Genomic DNA, 19,295 nt, shown 5'->3' with positions numbered 1-19,295 from the left:
CGACCCAAACACATCTAGCGGAATCATTCGTGTCGGGCACCGCTGACGCGGTGCCCTTGTCCTCTTCGACTCCACAGCCACCGCTCTGCAGTATCAACAATCTCCTACGCAAGAGCGATACAAATATAATTCGACCATGAAGAGGCCCTCCCGTCGGCGGTTCCTCCAAGGGAGTGTCATCGCGATGGCTAGCCTGGCAGGCTATTCAGCCCTCTCAGCAAACCCTTCACCGGACTGTTCCGACGACGAGCTGTTCACGAATCTGACGCCGATCTTGACCAGACAGCGTCGTGGCCATCGTATCAGTACGACTCAGCGAAACCGGGTACAATCCGGAGGCGAGCGGTCCGAAAGACGGTGTCGAGGTGGCCTGGCGACATCCCGCGTGTACAGAGGCCAGCTCCGGTGCCGTCGTCCACAACGGACAGGTCTCTGCCGGTGGTCTCGTGCTGAACGGTCGGACAGGCCGCACGGTCGGTGGTGAGTGGGACGGCCACGCCAGTACACCGACGTTCGACAACGGACGAGTCTACGTTGGTGCGCACGATTTACTCGCACTTGACGCGGCGACTGGCGAACGTGAGTGGACCTTCGAGACCGAGAGTGATAGCGGTGGGATGGCGACTCCAGCCGTCGAAGACGGGACAGTATACACGCGAGGTCAGTTCGACGATCCGACCATTTACGCCGTCGATGCATCGAGCGGAGAGGAGAACTGGCGGTTTGAACTCGATGGGGAGGGTCGTTTTCAGCTGGCGGTTGCCGGCGAGACGGTCTACAGCATCGATGAAACATCGACAGTCTACGCTCTGAACGCGACCAACGGGGAGAAACAGTGGCATCAATCCCCATCGACCGATATCGAGCGTTCGGTTCCAGTCATCGGAGACGGAATGTTGTATCTCGGTGCGGGTGAGGGAGATCTCCTTGCTCTTGATGCCGACGATGGGTCAACTGTGTGGCGACGTAGCCTTGGGTCCGGTTCCGTTGGTCCTGTCGCCGTCGGTGATAGAATCTTGTTCCTTCCAGGCCCGGAAACAGATTTGATAGCGCTGGCTGCGCCTGACGGGCACGAAGAGTGGCGGCGTTCCGTCAGTGCGACGCTTTCGGGCGCACCTGTCGTTGCTGATGATTTCGTGTACGTCATTGCAGGCCACACGCTGTACGCCTTTGATGCGAGTAACGGCGACGAAGGCTGGCAGTTCGAAACACGAGAAGTAATGTTCGTTGACTACGACCGAGGAGGGGTTAACAGTGGTCTCACTGTCGTTGACGACCTTGTGTATGTCGCCACAGCCCCCGGTGATCTCTATGCGCTTCAGGCACAGTGAGTTTCATCGACAAACTAACGATCCCATCTGAAAGCGCTTCTATCTCACTTTTCCAGCTGATCAGAATTGACTGTTCTGTTTTTCGCCTGGAGACCTTGGCGGAGCTATTGAGCGATGATGTTATGTGACTATTCCGCGTAAAAAACACTCAATAGTACCCAATATCAGGGCCACTGCTAGTGGCATAAACCACCATCCGAAAAAGAGTGGTGCTGGACTATCGACAATTGCAGTAGAATCTCTCCAGAGCACAAGTACAGTCATTGACACTGTGGCTAGCAGAGGAAGTACTAGGGAATATTTTAAAAACAGATATATTGGAACTGCCAGTAACAGGAGACTTCCAACTGCCATCCATGGAGTCCAAAGTCCGAATTCGTTTAATGTATTATTTCTTTTAATCCTCCTCATAATGAGTATCATCGCCATTGAACCACCAACCAAAGCCAGTACAAACTGAGTTCTGGTTGAGAGACCGTGGTCAATCATGAATAGCATCTGTTTTATCATAACCTGTGTTATGTGGGCGTGTTTCGTTGATTTTTAATAGACAATTCCACCAAACCATCATGACTATCCTATTTTGTATCTAGGATATTGATTATACTCCAGTCTGTTTCGTATCCTCAGCTATTCCAGTCCAAGAGGGGGCTCACCTCCGCTGAATTGAATCACCAGAACTCATTATTTCTCAAAATGTCTATGAAGTAGCGTAGGATTCAAAGCTAATCGAATCTTCTCGGAAATTCTGGTAAGTGCTCTTCCCCCACGTAATAGATTCGGTATTCTCCGAAATGACCAATCCTCGAATTGTACCGATCTCGTCATGGATGACGATAACCACTTTCTTACTCGGTTCTAAAACGGTGATAAGACCAATCGGAGGAGTCTCTTGACTGACTCGTATCGAGAAATTATCACTGTTCTGGAGTGTATCTAATTTCCCATTAAAATTAGATTGGAGATACTCAATGGCGCTAAGGGGCAAAATGAATTCAGCCGTCAATTCGTCGGCAGTCGTCTTCTCCAGATGTAGGTCAATTTGGTTAGGAAAGATTGTTGGCGCGACCCCATAGAGATGTGAGGCTTCAGAGATGGACGACTGCAACTTCTCATATATCTCCTCCACCATGTGATTATTTGTTGACAGAATTTTCGCTCCTTGGAAGAGAGACGGGTGAAGAACTGTGTTGATCGACTGTGTTGTATCGAATACCTCTCTATTCTGGAGTAAGGATTTTATCGTCTCTGAAAACCGTCGATATTCGTCGAAAATCAGCACTCCAAATGGTGTTAGTTGATACTTATTATCTCGTTTCTCTATTAAACCGTACTCCTCCATTGAGTTGAGCCCACGATAAATTGTAGACTGTGACTTGTCTAACGCTCGGTTAAGCTCCTTCTGGCTAGCAGATGAGTTTGATAGGAACTCAAAGAAATCAACCCGTTGGTGGACCTCAGGAATGAACTCCTCAATAGAGGGGGATGGAGGGGCCATATTGGGAAGTGATATCCGACTGCATTAGTTTTATCTTAAAACATATGATAGAACTATTTATATTAAAACTTATCTGAGCTGATTACACTCTCAAAAATCACCGTCCATTTGTCAAGTTCATTGGTTAGTTCCCCGTGTGTTGAGGTTCCAACTCCATGACCTGCATTTTCTGTAGTCCTGAGGAGAACTGGGCTATCACCTTGGACCTTTGACTGCATCCTTGCAGCCATTTTCCAAGCGTGACATGGAAGGACACGCGTGTCACCAATTGCAGTACGAAATAGAATTGTAGGATGTTCAGCTTCGTTAATATTATGATACGGCGAATATGATTTCAGATTCCGATACGCGTCTTTATCATTCGGATTACCATATTCTGAGACCCATGTTTCTCCGAGCCCAATCTGGTTAAATCGGATCATGTCCAACAGGGGAACTTCACAGATAGCGGCACTGAATAGATCCGGCCGCTGCATTACAGTCGCGCCAACAGTAAGCCCGCCATTGCTCTCCCCAGTTATTGCCAGCTTCTCAGAGTTTGTATAGTTATTCTCGATAAGATATTCAGCAAAATTGATTGTGTCGTCGAAAGTACGCTGTTTTTGTTCCTGCATTCCTTGCCGGTGCCATGACTCTCCGAATACACCACCGCCGCGAATATTGGGTTGTAGATAGATGCCACCGTCACGAAGAAAGGGAAATATAAACCGATCAAAGCTCGGTGTCATAGTCACACCGAATCCACCATAAACATTAATCAGGGCAGGGTTAGGAGTCTTGAGTTCTATATCCTCTTTATATACGATAAAGAATGGGATCTCAGTACCGTCATCGGCTGAAAACCAACACTGTTCCACCTCAAACTCTGATTGATAATCCAGCGCCGGCTCGTTTATAACTGTTTTAGAGAGATAGTTGTCGGAGTTAGACTCGGTAGCGGTTTGATTAACCTGAATTTCTATTGTGGATGGTGAGGTCACAAAAGATGTGAGGTTGAAGACGAATGTGTTCGGACTCGCTGCTAAACTATTTGCCATTAGAGTGCAATGATCTGGTAATTCCACTGGCTGAGCAAAACGCCCTGAGCGGTTGTAAACGGTAAGCCGCGAATTAGCGTTCTTTTGATAGTGTCCGACAACGTGATCGTCCAGCACCGAGACATCGCGGAGAATCCGATCACTTTGGAGTATATGTTTACTGCTGGCCTGGAGAGAGGCTTTATCAGGATATGTTTCGGAAGCGGAGAGAGAAAGAAGCTCATAGGTAGACGACTGGACATCTGTAAGTACATAGAATTCGCCCAGATCCGTGTACTCCACCGGTCTAAAGTGGCTTTCACTCTCAACGTAGATCGGATCGAACCCGGATTGGGAAAGATGATATAACTCAGTCCGATTCGTGCCGTCATGTAGTGCAACGATCGAGTTATCAGTTCCTTTTTGCGGGACGATTTGTGGCCATAACCGTTGCGCTATACCATCTACGACGGTGGTAGATTCGTCAGTACTTAGATCGTAGTAATCAATACTCTTTTTCATGAGACCCTCTTCACAGGATTCAGTTTGAAGATAGTAGAATCCGTTTTCTCCCCACGCAAACCCACCAGCGTTTGTCCGGCCACAGTCTGGTTCTACTAGTATAGTCCGCTGTCCGCTATGAACGACGTGAATATCATACTGCTCGCGGCCACCTTGTGATACGCCAAACGCGACGTATTCACCTTGTGGAGAAGGAACAAACCAATCAATCGCACTCAGATCACTATTCAAGTCTTCTGTGGGATCGCAGATCGTAGTCGGTGAGTCAGTGAGGGCCTGTCGAAACGTTAAATTTGAGTGGTCTTTACCCTCCCCACGTCGTAGTTGGTAGTATCCGTTTTTTGTCGGAGTTATCGTCCCTGGATCCGGAATGTTAGTGGAGAACTCGGGCTGCTCCTTGAGAAACTCGCGAGTATCGGTCGAAAGAACACTATCAGTATAGGAATTTTGTTTCTTCACCCAGTGGTGGACTTCTTCGTCCTCGTTTTCGAGCCATTGGTATGGATCAGAGACGACTTCACCATGAAAAACATCGCTCGTGTTAGACCGTTTTGTCTCGGGCGGATTGTCCATAGGTAAATAACGACAGTTTATTTAATTATCCCTGACAGTTATCTCTTCTAGGTGGTCTTCTGACCGAACTTCTTGTAACAGCTCCTCATTTTGGAGGTCACGTTCATTGATCGGGGGCAGGTGCAGGATGTAATAGCCTTTATCCAGTATTGGGGCCATCTCTTCAAGGTTTGATATTTCGAACTCATGTCGTTGTGATTCGGCAATTGGATAAGTGGCTGTTTGGAGTAAATACCCGGTATGATCTTCCGGATAGAAATTCTGGAGATATTCTTTGAAACGGGTGAATCGACTTTCCTTACTTCGCTTTTCGGTATGGCGATCAGTCTCTACCACGCTGACCTGCCAAATCATTGCTGGAACTTCCGGATTGAGTTCCCACTCTCGAAGCAATAAATCGGTAGCTTCGAACATTTGAACACCGTTTGCCGCAGGGTCAAAAGCAATATCTGAGTATACACAATCGATGGCGGAGATTCCTGGCTGAACTTCAACGTTCAATCCTTGTTCCCGCCCTTGTCGAATGACGCTCCGGCTTGGATTGACGAATATCATCGGATGTCCGTAGAGAGCAAATGTGATCGGTCCATCGACCTCTGTAGCACCCTTAAGTACCTCTTCTGACATCCGGTCATATGTAGCGACTCGATCTTCGCCTTCATTGTACTCACGGTTGAGCATAACTACGTCTTCGGTATAGGTCTCTTTGATATGATTCTCCACCATCGGTTGACCGTCAAGTAGATACACCCGCTCAGAAGCTTGGAGTGCGTTTTCAGCTTCACGAGTGAGTTGAGTGTAGCCCACCATTCCAGTCCCAATGATGTATATATCAATCGGGTTATCCTGTGTGCTTGTAGTCATTGGTAAAAAATATGAGGCTACTTTCTCAAGCCTCAGACGATGGGAGGACGATACCTGCGATCTGGATACCGTTCGCCCGCTTCTCGACGATCTGATTCAGCTTGTTCTGATTCCCTGACTTCAGTGCTTCAGTCTCCTCTGTAGTCAGATCGTCATACTCCTGGAGGACGCTTTCCGGATCTGATTTGAAACGATGCGCGAAGGTTAGGTCACTCATCGACCGCTCGATGATGTCGACCACTGTTTGGTGCGACATTGCAGATTGACCTGTAACTGGATTGAAGTTATAACTGCCGGAAAATTTCATCCCAGTTGATAGGGAGTCTTTCACTTGATGGTAGTATTTGTAATCTGTAGAAATTATTTCATCCGCTGGTAACGTTCGGTCGAAGTGAGATGTAAAGAGCCACCGCTCTTGCGTAGAGCAACGGATAGACCTGTAGTTACACTGAGCCAGCGATAAGCTGAGAGTGGGCGTTTATTCAACTGGTATTCGGCAGAATGTTCCAAGAGTTAGTTGAGTTGGGCTGCGTCAAGATCGACACGGAATCACTTGCTACCCGCATCGAGTGCTGACTCAAGGAATTTTGGGAGTCTACGTCCCGTCCATAGCGTGGGCATACTTTCACTCACGTTGACGGGGCCGCCACTGAGATGGGTCCGGACTGACGGCCTCCAAGCCTACAGAGAGATGGAGCGTGACCTTCGAACAATCATACACAAGAGAATGCCCATCGCCCGACGGCGTCCGCATATACAAGCAAAAGTGCCTCTTTTCGCTTGTTTCACCGTGGTTACGGAAATTCCAAAGCCTATCCAAGCAGGGCTTGGAACAGGCTGTTCACACCTTTGGCACCGTTCGGTCACTCACTCTGGCTTGCGAATCCGTTGAGTCAACCATTGAATGTCCCGATATTAGGGCCTTCCGTAGCATTATATAAGAGCCTGTCATTCTAAGTATTCTTAAGACCGTCCACCGAATAGGGAACCGCAAACGATGTGCCCCCGCCCAACTGATCCTCCAGAACATGAGCCTGTAGTTTCGGTCACAGGCCTTACAAAACGCTATACAGGAGAATCGGGACGCGTCACAGCCGTTGATAACATTTCCTTCGATATTCAGCCCGGACAAATCGTCGGACTCCTCGGCCCAAACGGTGCTGGCAAAACAACAACCGTCAAAACGGTTCTCGGGCTCATCACCCCCACACATGGCGATATTTCTATTCACGGCATCCCTGTTCATGAGGCCCGTTCACGCACATACAACTATGTGAGTGCTGTCCTTGAAGGCGCACGCAACGTTTATTGGCGATTGAGCGTTCGTGAAAATCTCGCGTTTTTCGCTGGCCTCCACGGCATCGATCCACAGGCACGTGTCGACAGACACGAGGCGATTATCGACACGCTTGGACTTACTGGAAAGGCGGACGAACCGGCGAAAAACCTCTCGCGTGGTATGAAGCAGAAAGTCGCCCTTGGCTGTGCACTCGTCCGCGAAACGCCCGTTCTCTTCCTTGACGAACCGATGCTTGGGCTCGACGTAGAAACGACCCGTGACCTCCAAACCGAATTACAACGCCTCGCCCAAGAGGAGGACAAAACTATCGTGATTACGAGTCACGATATGGACATCATCGAAGCCGTCTGCGACCGCGTGATCGTTCTCAGTGACGGCGACATCGTCGCTGATGATTCTGTCGACAACTTACTCGACGTCTTCCAATCCCAATCATATCGCGTCCAACTGACCGAAAACCCACCAGCACACCTCCGAGAGAAGCTCGATACCCGCTTCCGGCTACTCGACTGGCGGACCGACACTGACTCCGTGGAGTTCGAGATCGCGCTCGCAGGCAGTGAAGAGTTCTACGAGTGTGTCGACGTACTGCAGACGGCAGAAGCGACTGTCCGGTCGTTCACTGAAATCGAGCCCAACCTAGAAGATGTCTTCGTTGAACTGACGACAGCTGAATCATTGCCACCAGAGGGGGGAGAATCATGAACCGGCACCTCACCTTGTTTCGAGCAATTGCGAGTAAATCAGTGACGCTCTCGCGTCGATATCTCCTGAATACAGTGGTGGGATTCGGAACGCTGTACATGTTTTTCGCACTCATTTTTTTCGGCGGGCAGTTTGTGGCAGAAGATTTGATTTCACGGTCAGTAGGACTGCTCGTTGTCGGGTATTTCCTATTCACAATGGCAGTGTCAGCATATGCCGACCTCACACACGACTTGACTGACGAGGCGCAGTGGGGGACGCTGGAGCAGTTGTCGATGTCTCCGTTCGGCTTCACAGAGGTTGTCGCGGTAAAGACCGTAGTTAACCTCTTGGGTACGTTTGCTACCGGCATCGTCCTTCTAGTACTGATGATGGTGACAACAGGGACATGGCTTTCTGTTGCACCGCTTTCGCTCGTCGTGCTCGGTGTCTTGACGCTGCTTCCCGTGGTCGGCCTCGGGTTCGTCTTCGGTGGGGCGGCGCTCGTCTACAAGCAAATCGAGAAGATGTTCCCGCTGATCCAACTCTCGTTTGCAGCCCTGATTGCTCTCCCAGTCCAAGAGTATGCACTGTTGAAGTTCCTTCCAATGTCGCTAGGGAGTCACTTGTTGCAACGAGTGATGACGGATGGACTCCGCGTGTGGGAACTACCGGTATTCGACCTTGGGGTATTGGTCGGGCAGGCGGTTGCCTACCTAGCGGTTGGATTATTTGTCTTCCGGGTTGGGACAGCTAAAGCACGCAAACGGGGTGTTCTCGGGCACTATTAATCGATGAGAAGCAGTGGCCGATAGTGTAATAGACCCAAACGTTGCACCCGTACTGTGAAATATAATATTTCTTACATAACTTGGCTTGAATTCACAGGCCCAAATACCACTATCATGATATAACAAGCGTACACTTGTAAGATAAGATGATTTAATCCGTTCTATGGTTCTTTCTAGCGGTTTCTCCAGCAGACACTGCCGCTGAAAACGCCCTCCATGATCCGGTAGTTCTCTGGAAGCTTATTCTAACGATCCATAACGACCGCGGGGTGCATTCATGAGATGCTTCCCGACTGTAGAACAACTGAGGACGATCAGAAGCCGATGAACTGACGGCTCTCGATGGTGATACCCAGAAACAACGGATTCACGGTAAGATAGCGGAGTACTCCCGGAAGATGCGTTGACATTTCAGAGTTCCGGGAGACAGTGAGGAAAGTGTCTACAGAGAGTCGTCTTCGAGATGAGTCATCCAAATCTCGACATCTCAGATGGTAGAACAAACGAAACAGCAGGCACTGTCTAGTTGAAGGAGTCTGAGAAGTGAGGAGGCTGTAGCGGAAAGTGTCCATGCAACTCGCAGACCTCCTCAGAGAAACGTTAGATGAGGAAAGCCAAGACGTCGGGAGAATGAGCGCACCCCGACACCCGTCCGGCGATTTGGGGTGCGTCTCCATACTGCGGGACTGTCGATCAGGGAGACGGTCGCTATCTTAGACCTGCTGGGTGTCGATCGCTCTCAAGGGGCGGTCTGGAACTGGGTGCATACACTGTCTGAGGCTCAGAGCGACCGCCGACGGCGGAGCCGTCGCGGGTCGCAGTCGACGAGAAACAAACCGAGGTTAACGGCGAAAAGAAGTGGTTGTACGCCGCTGTCGACACCGAATCAAAACTACTGCCTGAAGTTGACGTGTTCAGCCGCCGCGGGACTGACCCCGCGGCGACGTTCCTGCACCGGCTCACTCAGAAACACGATGTTGCCGAGACAGTGTTTCTCGTTGATGCTGGCGGCTATCTGACTGCCCTCTCACGTCACGATTTGAGCGGTCGGCTCGACTACCGAATCCGGAACCACATCGAAAAGTGGTTCCAGACTGTGACCATGCGAATCGACCGCTTCCATTCCTTCTGGAGGGGCAGTCAATCTAGCGCGAAACAGTGGTTACGACGCTTCAGACACCACTACAACCACGAACGACCGAACCAAGCACTCGACGGACGAACGCCAGCGGGGGTCATCCAGAACTAGACAGTGTCATCCGAATGAATTGCACCTATACTGGTATAATTCCAAATATCTAATATATAGAACTATATTCGAAAAAACTGCCTTTATATCTCTGAATGAGCCGTAATATTACTCTATCCTCCACTCCAAAAGGGTACAACTCCGAGTTATGTTTCCGTACTTATCCAAAACTGCGATCGAATATACTCAAGGGTACTATCTCCGATCAGGCCCCAATACCCTCTATCTTGTATTCACTCGCTCACACGCGAATCGGAGACCAGCCCCCTTTGTCGACACGATGAATGCCGGTTATCGAACAAAGGTTCACAATCGTTTGAGTCTCAGAGGCCAACGCAAACCCGCAACCAGCTTGCGGAATGACTTCGGGAAGATATCGTAGTGTCTGGCAAACTCGGGTCGGGCTCACCGCGGTTGAACGCGACGTGATTCCCAACGGTGAACGCCCGAGCTTTGATATCTTTGCAGGCTTTGGCCGCTGTTGGACCAGTATGGCTACGCACGTCTCTGAGGTCATCAACCATGTGGTCTCCCATGGTTTATTGAATTGAGGCGTCGAGTTGCTGGCCGGATGAGGAGTTGACGTCGCGCACAGACTCGGGTACTTGCGTATCGCCGTCACAACTCGACTCGTGGTGTGCCCCATGCGACTGCTAGGCCGATCTGGGATTCTGCCGCTTGATGTCCCGTATGAGATTATCGGCGGTGAGTAGGTTGCCGACAGCTCTTCACATGGAGGCTATAGACGCCAGCCAATTGAGTCGGTCAGCGAGGTGAGAATGTCTCGTGTGTCTTGGAATCGCTTCTACAACCGACGATAGATGATGATCCCACCGAGAACAGCGACGATCATGCTCCCGGCAATAAGCAGATTCGTGGGTGAGCCGCCAGACGGTTCGACAGTATCTGTGGTCCCGGTCTGAGACGGTGTGATTGCTGGCCCACCACTACTAGTCTGGGTCGAGGTTGATTGCTTGGTGTCTGTCTCGGTCGAGCGCTCAGTTTCCGTGGCCGTTGTTGGGGTGTCACTGGGCGTCGGTTCCGTTCCTGTCGGTGTGTCCGTCGCTGTTACTGTGTCACTGGAGTCACTGCCGCTGGAGTCGCTACCATCATCGTCATCACCGCCATCATTATCACCGTCATCATTACTACCGCCGGAACTCGACGAGTCTTCTTCGGTAGGCGTTTCTGTTGGTGTCTCTGTTGCAGTCGGAGTCGGTGTTGGTGTCTCCGTTGCGTTCTCTCCGGACTTGACTGTCAGTGTTCCATCGCGGACGCTGGTGACATTGTATGCGGTCCCGGATTCGTCACCGACGGCTGCAACGGTCAGATCCACATCGCTCGTCCCGGCAGCCTTGCCGGTGAGCGTGACAGAGACAACAGATATCGAGCCACTCTCGGCGGTATCCATTCCAGTCGCCGCAATGCGGACGCCGTTTGCCTCCTCGGCAGACTGGACTGTTTCTGGATTTCCAGCAACAGACGTGTTCGAGACTGTTGCAACCGAATCGTTGGTGCTTGCGATATCGAGATCCAGTGAGCCGACCCCGCCTGTGGTCGACGTGACTACGATATCAACAGTAGTTGTGTTTCCAACCGTAACAGTGTCAGCCGAAGGCTGGACCACGACACTGGTCGTTCCCGCACCCATCGCGATCCCCGCCCAGAGGGATACTGCTATACAAAGGCCGAATACTGTCGCAAGCTTCCTCATTAAATATACTGTCTCAATAAGTAGGATTAAGTATTCTGATTACTGATTCAAAATCACAATACTACCTCTGGTGGGGGTTTATATGGCAAGTTCAACGACAAAATTACAAGCGTTGTTTGGTGTATTACTATTAGTGACTGTCGGTCCCGTATCGGGAATGATGACCGGTACCGGGGCTGGCCCGTTGCAAACGGCCGGCAATGACATCCCTGGTACAAGTGCCGGAAACCAGGCTGTCACCACGGCCGGAAACGAGCCGACACGGACACAACCGACACAAACACCCGCCTCAACGGCTGGGAACCAGGCGACCGGACCACTTTCGACCAGTTGGAATGACTCAACAGAACCGAATGCGAGTGCCATTGAGCAGTTAGCGCCCCGGGACAACGACTCTCACCCGTACCCACTTGTCGGTGATAACCAGCCTACTGATCCAGATGGCGACGGACTCTACGAAGACGTCAACGGCGATGGAGCTGTCAATATCGTCGACGTTGACGCCCTATCACGTCACTTGGGATCCACAGCAGCCGGTGCCAACTGGAGCGCGTATGATTACACGGGTGACAACCGAACCGATGTCGGAGATATCCAGTGGCTCTTCGTCGCCACGCGCTCGACGCCCTCGAATGACACTGATGGCGATGGACTTCCGGATGCCTACGAGCGAAACGTCACGAAGACCGACCCCAAGGTAGCAGACTCTGACGGGGATGCTGTGATTGACGGCGCAGAAGACTGGGACAATGATACGCTGCCAGCGTATCGCGAATACCGACTCGGTACTGACCCCCGAAGCAACGATACAGACGGTGACAGGCTCCCTGACGGAGTCGAATCACGGCTCCAGAGCGTTGATCCGACCGACCCCGACACGAATGATGACGGCGTGCAGGACGGCGCTGCCGATCCAGATAACGACTCACTGAGCATCTACAACGAGACCGTCGAAGGAACCCTTACCAACAATCCAGATACGGACGGTGACGGCCTGCTGGATGGGACAGAGATACACCAGCTTGGAACCGACCCGCTCAAAGCGGATACAGATAGTGATGGCCTTCCAGACGGCGAGGAAGTTCGCCTCGGAACAGATCCACTCGTCGCCGATAGCAACGACAACGGCGTCAGTGATGGTGAAGAGAGCTATACCACGACGGCGACCAACGAGACGCTCGGAGTCACACTGAGCCTGACTGGCAACGGTGATATCGGCAATGGGACGACCATCGCCCCGCAAGATGACCCACGGTTCAACACGTCTCGCGTAGGGAATATGAGTGCCTCGCCAGTTGTTAAACTCAACTCCGAGCAAGAATTCTCCTCGGCTAACGTTACCCTGGCGTACAACGAGACTGGGGTGGAAAATGAGAGTCAGGACCTCGCCGTGTTCACATACGATCCCGAGGCGGGGATTTTCGTGCCGTTGAACTCCACTGTTGACGCCACTAACAACACGGCCACTGCGGAAACGACTCACTTCTCCACGTTTGCGGTCTTTGACATCTCCAACTGGGCGACGACGTACAACGCAACTGAGCCAGTGCGACAAACCGACGACGATGGTGTCAAGCCTGTCGATACGACGCTGCTTATCGATACGTCTGGGTCGATGGATAATACTGATCCGAACGGCTACGCACAACAATCCGCCCAACGCTTCGTCGGAGGGCTCTTAGATGTTGATCGTGTTGCTGTCTTGGAATTTGCCGGATATGCCGAGGTCGTCCAGCCGTACACGACGGACCACCAGACAGCTAACGACTCGATCAGTAGCTTGGAACCGTACGGGTGGGGGACTGGAACCAAGATCGGGTCTTCTTTGAAAGACGGTATCGAGTACACAGCCCAGAATAGTAACGAATCCACGTCGGAGATACTGATATTCCTAACTGATGGGCGTGGGCCGGGTGGTCCGCAGGAAGCAGAAATTGCAGCTGAAGAGAATATCACTATCTACACCATCGGATTTGAGAGTGCGAGTAGCGACAAATTATCCGATATCGCCACAACAACAGGAGGCGAATCGTACATAGTTGAGGAAGCTGATGACCTTCCTGAGGTCTTTTCGCGTGTCGCAAATACCACGACCGAGATCAACGATACCGACGGTGACGGCCTGAGTGACGAGATGGAACGCGAAGGGGTCATACTGGGTGGACCCAATGGGGATCGCGTCACGACAGATCCGAAGAGCGCTGACACCGACGGTGACGGCCTCTCCGACAGCAGAGAAATCGGCCAGTACACGGAAGTCAGTTATCGTGGCAGGACCGCCTCCTATTACAACCACCTCGCCAATCCAAGGCAGGTTGACACTGACGGCGACAACCTGACCGACGCGGAGGAAGTCGCAGGCTGGGAAGTTCAGCGGACACAGAGTGCAAACGCCTCAAAGGGATATTTGAACGTTTCTCGTCCCGATCCCTCGAAACGATTGCTGAGGTCATATCTCCGTTCGTTGTACCGCGGCGAGACTGAATCGTATCAACCTCAAATTAGTCGTGGTCCAGATAGTAGTTCTTCAAAAGCACTCGCAATAACAATTGCAGAACAAACAGATATCGACGTTTCAACGCTCAATGAAACTGGTCATGGCCCCTCACCGAATGGGTCGTATCTCACGAACATAACGGCTACATCCGACCCGTTACAGCCTGACACCGATCATGATGGACTTGCGGACAACGTTGAGCACCTCCGGGGGACAGACCCCAGTCGTGCTGATACTGATGGCGACGGCATCTCTGACCAGACGGAGTTCACAAGTGGAACGGCTCCAGTCCTGTTCGACCACCGCGCTCCAACGGTAACCATCGAAAGCATTCGAACAAAGCGTATAAAAAATACAACAAAAGTGATTGTGAGGCAACAGGGCACTACAAAAACGGTACGCCCTGAAAACATCAAGACTACTGATTCGACTTCTTCTGGGGCTATTCTGGTTGCAAAATACCGGTATACCGTCCGTTTACGTGCGCATGATCCGAGCGGTGTCTCCAAATTGGTAGTGAAGCCAGATTGTCAGTATCTTGCTCGTCGAGCAGGCTCGAACTTGGGCTCTCTCATGGAGTCAGCGTGTCAGGGTGATGGGGAGACAATCCGATTCGACAACGAGACAACAACATCGTACAGGCGAGTCGAATTCACCGTCCGAACACCTATCGACAAAGCTGGAGTGTTTGCCTTTCAAGAGTTTAGTCAGTTCTTTGAATCCTCTCCAGTAGCTGTTACAGCAGTTGATAGCAACAGGAACAGTCGATCCAGTGACTACACTTCTCCCGGAGCAATTCCCGAGTTAGCCAAGACTGCTGCTGACCATCCGGCTACTGGCGAGCGGACGGAAGACCGCGTGATCGAAGAGATCGCATACCGTAGCGGGGGAGTATGGGGTGTTCGACAATCAGCGCTTGATCTGTCATACTTCCTCTCACATCCGTGGACGGCTGTTACCTGGCTCGAAAATATCGATCGACTCCCTGATGCGGCTTTGAGAGCGCCCGAAACCCTCCCCTCTGCAGCCAGAAATCTTCAAGACCGGCAGAACCCCTTCGACCGGAGGACTGAGACAGAGAATTACAAGCTCTATGGTCAGAACTGGTTAGTGGGATACGGCAGTGGCGTCGCTGGCTCTGAGCTCAGTATCGGCCTTGCAACCGGTGGTGGCTCAACGGTCTCGAAAGCCGCAAAATTGCGGAAGGTAACTGACACAGTTGGTGATGCTGGAACGGCAGCGAGAGGCTGGACCTTCCATCGGTCGGTCAGGATGGCCTCAACCATTTCGGAAGGCACTGATATCAAGCCAGCAGGAACCCGGCGCGCACTCGGGCGGGTGGCGATACCCGAGCGTGTGCGCCACGCACAGCGGCTGAACTCACCACGGTGGACACGACTCATCGAATCGCTCCCAGAGCGTGCTACAGGCCCATCCCGAACCGAACGAGTCAGCCGCACTATGCGCCGGACTGGCGATGACGGTCGTCAACTGATGCTGCAACTGCACAACTCGGGTGACCAGCGCGCCCTAGAGACGTTCATCGCAATGGACGAAACGCCAGGGACACAGCGGGCACTGGTTCGAGCGTCTCGCGAAGATCCCGACGTTTCGAAACAGGACCTCAGCGAGGCGCTGCGGAGGTACGACGAACTGGATGCAAACGAGAGAAGCGAATTCGACCGGTTCGTCGAGGCGTCCGGCGATAACGGTATCAAGTTCGCTTCGGATCTCGATACCGACCAGGCAAGAGAGTTCTTCAGCTCAGCCTGCCGTCGGTCACCGTCCATCGGCGCTGCGCCGCGACCGCGCAGCGACCGCTTCTACTCTATCAAGACAATTGGCGGTTCGAGCCTAGCCGGCTGTGGTGACGACCTCACTGACGCCGAAGAGACGAGATACTACAGTCGCATCGCCGATGTAGCGGCCGAAAACGAAGATATCAGTGCGGGTGAAATATTTGAACAGGTATCCGATGTCGACGATGCAACCCGGAGAGAGGCAGTCAAACGGCTGTTAGCTGACTCCGGCGAAGATGGAGTTCGACTCACCCGCAATATCGATTCCGACGCACAGGAAATCTTCTTCGACCTCGGCCGAAACGATCGTATCGATGGGTTCGACGATTTCGATGAGTGGCGTTCGGCAATTGCGAACGCGGAGGATGTCGATGCGGCAGAAGCAGGCCGGTACGCCGAGCGTGTCGACAGCGCTGCCACCCGGGATAACATAGATGACGTGCATGAAATACTTGATGAGACTACCCCGCGTACCGATGCAGTGGCAGGAGAAAGCGGTGAAGCCGCGAGCGCGATTCGGTACGCGGACGACGGTGCCGAAGTTGAAATGGAGCCAGGACAGACCGATGCCTACGATATGTCCGTTGAAGAAGGGGGAACGACCGAATACGTCGAAGTGAAAACGCGAGCCGATAACGACGTCGATTACAACTATATCAATACACAAATATCTGAAATGAACAAGAAACACAACAATGCGCTTGATGATCCAGAGTTAGATGTCTCCGAGAACGCACAAGTGCTAGAGATCCGGACGAGAGCACCGTCTGATGAGTTGTCATCGGCACAGACAGCCGCGGAGAATGTTCTCGACGACCGGGTAGATGCGCAGGTAGATGAGATCCGTTTGGTCGCTGAAAACGGTGATACCGTCACTGTAGAACCATGACACAGGTCAATCGGCCCGAAGTTCGAGTGTCGATAGCAGCAGGTTTAACATGGGAATTTCTCGTCCCGTCGTCGGCAGCGACATGTGTCGAACAGGCCGAAGAGATGTGCGAGTTTTGCGACCGGTTGTACAGTGCGTTTGGCGAGTTTCTTGTCCCCATTGAGATCAGTTATGTCATCACCAAATTCGACCAAGACAGAGAGCTCAGACCGGACACCGATACTGGTGAGCAGGTGAGACGCGAACTGCGAAACGACGCTGGGATCGGTGTCTCGGAGTTCGTCGAATCCACTGCAATTGACCAACACGGGGTTCGCTGGATTCCGCAAGTCCCGTTCGATAAGAACCGCTACAAGGTCCATTTCGACGGCACTGACTATGCCGTCAAGCGGAGTGATTGCACACCGTATCAAAATGGTGAATGCCGCCAAGGAATGGCTATCCCAGACCCGCTGGAGCTGACTGTTACCCATCGACCAGCGAGGGACCTCCTATCAGCCACCGCAGATCACGTACTGACCGTCTCAGTTGCGATGCATAGTGATCTCTGGCTGCGTACATCGACTGACGGGGAAAGAAATAGAGAGTATCTCGGGAGCTTTCTGTCGGATATAGCTGGCGCTGTTTCAGCCGAATCAGTAAAACGGGACAAGTACAAAACCAGCGACTTCTGGAACGATCTATCCGTCTACAGCGGTGACGACGCCTATATCAATCTAGAGCCGGAGGAGATATACTAACAGCTACCGGCGGCCAGTATCGGTACTTCCCAACCAGCGTAATCAGCTGAATTGAATCGCCGGATTAACCACACGAAAGTGTCTGGATCTGGATGTGTTCAAGATCCCCGATCCAGACGGGTTCCTTTCGGCGGCGGATGTAAAAGACGTAGCGGAAGAGGTCATTACGGCCCTTCCCTTGCCGGGTGTCGAGGGGAGCCCCCTTGACCCCGGCGACATCTGGCTCGTCGTCATTATGGCCTGTGTCAACCAGAACTCGATTTGGGATACCTGCAACGACACCAACGGGACACCGTGTGACGACACTGTTCTGACGTGGCTGCATACGCTCGACCGAGACTGGCTTGAGTTCGTCGCTAACCTTCTGCTTGGACGCCTTGCCATGACGATTCTCGACCCTGGCCGGTCGAGAATCGTCTCCATCGACTTCATCGACAACCCCTATCACGGCGAGCATCATGCCAACGAAGGCGAACTCTGTTCGATGGCTCCTAAAGACGGCACAACGACCTGCCACCGATATTGTACGGCGTACGTCGTCTCCAACGGAAAGCCGGTGACACTGGCGATGACCTATGTTCGCAACGATGAAGACGAGGCCGACGCGGTCGAGCGCGTGCTCGCCCGTGTCGAGAACTATCCCTTCGATATCGACCTCCTGCTTGCCGATAGCAGCTTTTATAACGAGCGCGTCATCCGCCGCGCTCGTGATATCGCCGCAACGGTGGTTCACGTGCCCAAAAAGGGTGAACGCATGAAAGATAAACTCGACACCCACAAGTCGTACATGACGACGTATCGGATGTACAAAGACAGCGAGCGGGAACTGCGCTCCCCGCTCGCGGTCGCTGTCTCCTATCAGAACGGTGATCGGGGTAAGCACGGAGAAGTTGTTCGTGGCTACGTGGCTTGTGGCGTTACGGAGAAGTCACCGAAGCAAGTTGAACACCTCTACAGGAAGCGTTCAGGTATTGAAACGACCTATCGGTTGCTGCGGCAAGCACGCGGGATCACGACGACACGTGATCCCGTCGTGCGATTTGCCATCATGCTAGTCGCAGCACTGCTGGAGAACCTGTGGCTTGTTCTCAGGTGGGCGGTCGTCGCCCGCCCTCGGCGAGGCGGGCGCGACCTTCCCGAGGAATTCACGCTCAAGACTTTCCGTGACTGAATACGTCACGAGTTGGAAGAGGAGTTGCGTCGGCAGTGGAAGATCAAAGCGAACGGGGTTGGTGTGCCGGCTTCACAGATAACGGCCGCGGGCTGACCACGGTCAGCCCACGGCCAGCCCGATAGACGGTGAGCGACAGCTGTCGGCAGAGACTGTCGCAATCCGGTTGATATCGTCTGTCCATAGCAGTGAATCGGAACAGCCTCGGTCTACTCTGCGGTAGCAGCTGAAACAGACCGTCAAATCATACGGAAAGTGATTGTTTTGCGGCGTTCAGGCAGCACTCTCTCGACTCATTTGGGAAGTAACGATACTATTTGGCTGGAAGAGGGTGATAGCGCAAGTGGCTTCGAGCACATCTTGGACCGTCACGCAAATTCAGATGAGTCCACGCGTGGGCGTGGTTCGTATAATGGAGACAAGCCACCCGTGTTCATCATCGCCGACCACGGCACCGGACAGCGGTACGTGATCCCGGCGAAAGCCGCAGACGAATCGACGATTCGACTCCTGCTGGCGGTCGGCCAGCAGGAGTCGCTCACTGTCTATACCGACGGCTTTCGAGCGTACGAACCGCTCGAAGACGACGACGCATTCGACCGCGAATACGTCGTCCACGGCGACGGCGAATACGCCGACGACGAGGTGCACGTCAAC

Annotated in this window: 12 protein-coding genes and 5 pseudogenes; 10 read left to right on the top strand and 7 right to left on the bottom strand. The window is 52.4% G+C overall.

The genetic code is table 11. The features are described 5' to 3' along the window. Positions 1-290 precede the first annotated feature (290 nt). Positions 291-1,331: an outer membrane protein assembly factor BamB family protein gene (locus tag VI234_RS20300; protein WP_336331091.1), complete on the top strand. Its 1,041-nt coding sequence runs from the start codon at positions 291-293 to the stop codon at positions 1,329-1,331. A 120-nt stretch (positions 1,332-1,451) separates the two neighbouring features. Here the strand turns inward: VI234_RS20300 and VI234_RS20295 are convergent, their stop codons facing one another. The 5 genes from VI234_RS20295 to VI234_RS20275 all read right to left on the bottom strand — a co-directional run bounded on the left by VI234_RS20295 (position 1,452) and on the right by VI234_RS20275 (position 6,060). Continuing rightward, entirely contained in the window at positions 1,452-1,841 is a 390-nt protein-coding gene (locus VI234_RS20295) for a hypothetical protein (protein WP_155120734.1), read from the bottom strand. A 190-nt stretch (positions 1,842-2,031) separates the two neighbouring features. Next, complete coding sequence (locus VI234_RS20290; RefSeq protein ID WP_064287856.1) at positions 2,032-2,829, bottom strand: helix-turn-helix transcriptional regulator; 798 nt, start codon at positions 2,827-2,829, stop codon at positions 2,032-2,034. A 62-nt stretch (positions 2,830-2,891) separates the two neighbouring features. Beyond that, entirely contained in the window at positions 2,892-4,940 is a 2,049-nt protein-coding gene (locus VI234_RS20285; RefSeq protein ID WP_336331089.1) for a prolyl oligopeptidase family serine peptidase, read from the bottom strand. A gap of 21 nt (positions 4,941-4,961) precedes the next feature. Next, positions 4,962-5,804 carry an SAM-dependent methyltransferase gene (locus VI234_RS20280; RefSeq protein WP_064287858.1) on the bottom strand — a complete coding sequence of 281 codons (843 nt, stop codon included), beginning with the start codon at positions 5,802-5,804 and terminating at the stop codon, positions 4,962-4,964. A gap of 25 nt (positions 5,805-5,829) precedes the next feature. After that, complete coding sequence (locus VI234_RS20275; protein ID WP_064287859.1) at positions 5,830-6,060, bottom strand: hypothetical protein; 231 nt, start codon at positions 6,058-6,060, stop codon at positions 5,830-5,832. A 402-nt stretch (positions 6,061-6,462) separates the two neighbouring features. Between VI234_RS20275 and VI234_RS20270 the strand changes: the two are divergent. The 4 genes and pseudogenes from VI234_RS20270 to VI234_RS20255 form a co-directional block, all read left to right on the top strand. Continuing rightward, positions 6,463-6,745 (top strand): annotated as a pseudogene (locus VI234_RS20270) (IS1595 family transposase); the annotation flags it as partial. Positions 6,746-6,801: 56 nt separating this feature from the next. After that, on the top strand, positions 6,802-7,809 hold the full coding sequence (locus VI234_RS20265; protein WP_336331088.1) for an ABC transporter ATP-binding protein: 1,008 nt from the start codon (positions 6,802-6,804) through the stop codon (positions 7,807-7,809). Between the two features lie 41 nt (positions 7,810-7,850). Then, complete coding sequence (locus VI234_RS20260; RefSeq protein WP_336331087.1) at positions 7,851-8,579, top strand: ABC transporter permease; 729 nt, start codon at positions 7,851-7,853, stop codon at positions 8,577-8,579. A 570-nt stretch (positions 8,580-9,149) separates the two neighbouring features. After that, positions 9,150-9,828 (top strand): annotated as a pseudogene (locus VI234_RS20255) (IS6 family transposase). A gap of 392 nt (positions 9,829-10,220) precedes the next feature. Here the strand turns inward: VI234_RS20255 and VI234_RS21420 are convergent. Next, positions 10,221-10,520 (bottom strand): annotated as a pseudogene (locus VI234_RS21420) (eCIS core domain-containing protein); the annotation flags it as partial. Positions 10,521-10,633: 113 nt separating this feature from the next. After that, entirely contained in the window at positions 10,634-11,164 is a 531-nt protein-coding gene (locus VI234_RS20250; protein WP_336331086.1) for a hypothetical protein, read from the bottom strand. 25 nt (positions 11,165-11,189) lie between these two features. Here VI234_RS20250 and VI234_RS20245 point away from each other — a divergent pair, with 25 nt between their 5' ends. The 5 genes and pseudogenes from VI234_RS20245 to VI234_RS20225 all read left to right on the top strand — a co-directional run. Continuing rightward, the gene (locus VI234_RS20245) at positions 11,190-11,588 is read left to right on the top strand and encodes a hypothetical protein (protein WP_336331085.1); all 399 of its coding nucleotides are present in this window, start codon (positions 11,190-11,192) and stop codon (positions 11,586-11,588) included. 36 nt (positions 11,589-11,624) lie between these two features. Beyond that, a complete protein-coding gene (locus tag VI234_RS20240) occupies positions 11,625-16,727 on the top strand; it encodes a vWA domain-containing protein (RefSeq protein WP_336331084.1) in 5,103 nt (1,700 codons plus the stop codon). Further along, on the top strand, positions 16,724-17,467 hold the full coding sequence (locus tag VI234_RS20235) for a hypothetical protein (protein ID WP_336331083.1): 744 nt from the start codon (positions 16,724-16,726) through the stop codon (positions 17,465-17,467). Before VI234_RS20240 ends, VI234_RS20235 begins: the two co-directional genes overlap by 4 nt. A 94-nt stretch (positions 17,468-17,561) precedes the next feature. Next, a pseudogene (locus VI234_RS20230) lies at positions 17,562-18,734 on the top strand (ISH3 family transposase). A 291-nt stretch (positions 18,735-19,025) separates the two neighbouring features. Further along, positions 19,026-19,295 (top strand): annotated as a pseudogene (locus tag VI234_RS20225) (transposase); the annotation flags it as partial.

Origin of the sequence: Haloarcula sp. CGMCC 1.2071, assembly GCF_037078445.1 — an archaeon.
GTDB lineage: Archaea > Halobacteriota > Halobacteria > Halobacteriales > Haloarculaceae > Haloarcula > Haloarcula amylolytica.
The sequence above is the reverse complement of the archived record's forward strand: the minus strand, read 5'-3'. Positions and strand labels throughout refer to the sequence as shown.

What these genes read in the sequence shown, in the direction of transcription:
- VI234_RS20295 (WP_155120734.1), bottom strand. Translation starts at nt 1,841, where the DNA reads ATGATAAAACAGATGCTATTCATGATTGACCACGGTCTCTCAACCAGA.
- VI234_RS20290 (WP_064287856.1), bottom strand. Translation starts at nt 2,829, where the DNA reads ATGGCCCCTCCATCCCCCTCTATTGAGGAGTTCATTCCTGAGGTCCAC.
- VI234_RS20285 (WP_336331089.1), bottom strand. Translation starts at nt 4,940, where the DNA reads ATGGACAATCCGCCCGAGACAAAACGGTCTAACACGAGCGATGTTTTT.
- VI234_RS20280 (WP_064287858.1), bottom strand. Translation starts at nt 5,804, where the DNA reads ATGACTACAAGCACACAGGATAACCCGATTGATATATACATCATTGGG.
- VI234_RS20275 (WP_064287859.1), bottom strand. Translation starts at nt 6,060, where the DNA reads ATGTCGCACCAAACAGTGGTCGACATCATCGAGCGGTCGATGAGTGAC.
- VI234_RS20265 (WP_336331088.1), top strand. Translation starts at nt 6,802, where the DNA reads ATGTGCCCCCGCCCAACTGATCCTCCAGAACATGAGCCTGTAGTTTCG.
- VI234_RS20240 (WP_336331084.1), top strand. Translation starts at nt 11,625, where the DNA reads ATGGCAAGTTCAACGACAAAATTACAAGCGTTGTTTGGTGTATTACTA.
- VI234_RS20235 (WP_336331083.1), top strand. Translation starts at nt 16,724, where the DNA reads ATGACACAGGTCAATCGGCCCGAAGTTCGAGTGTCGATAGCAGCAGGT.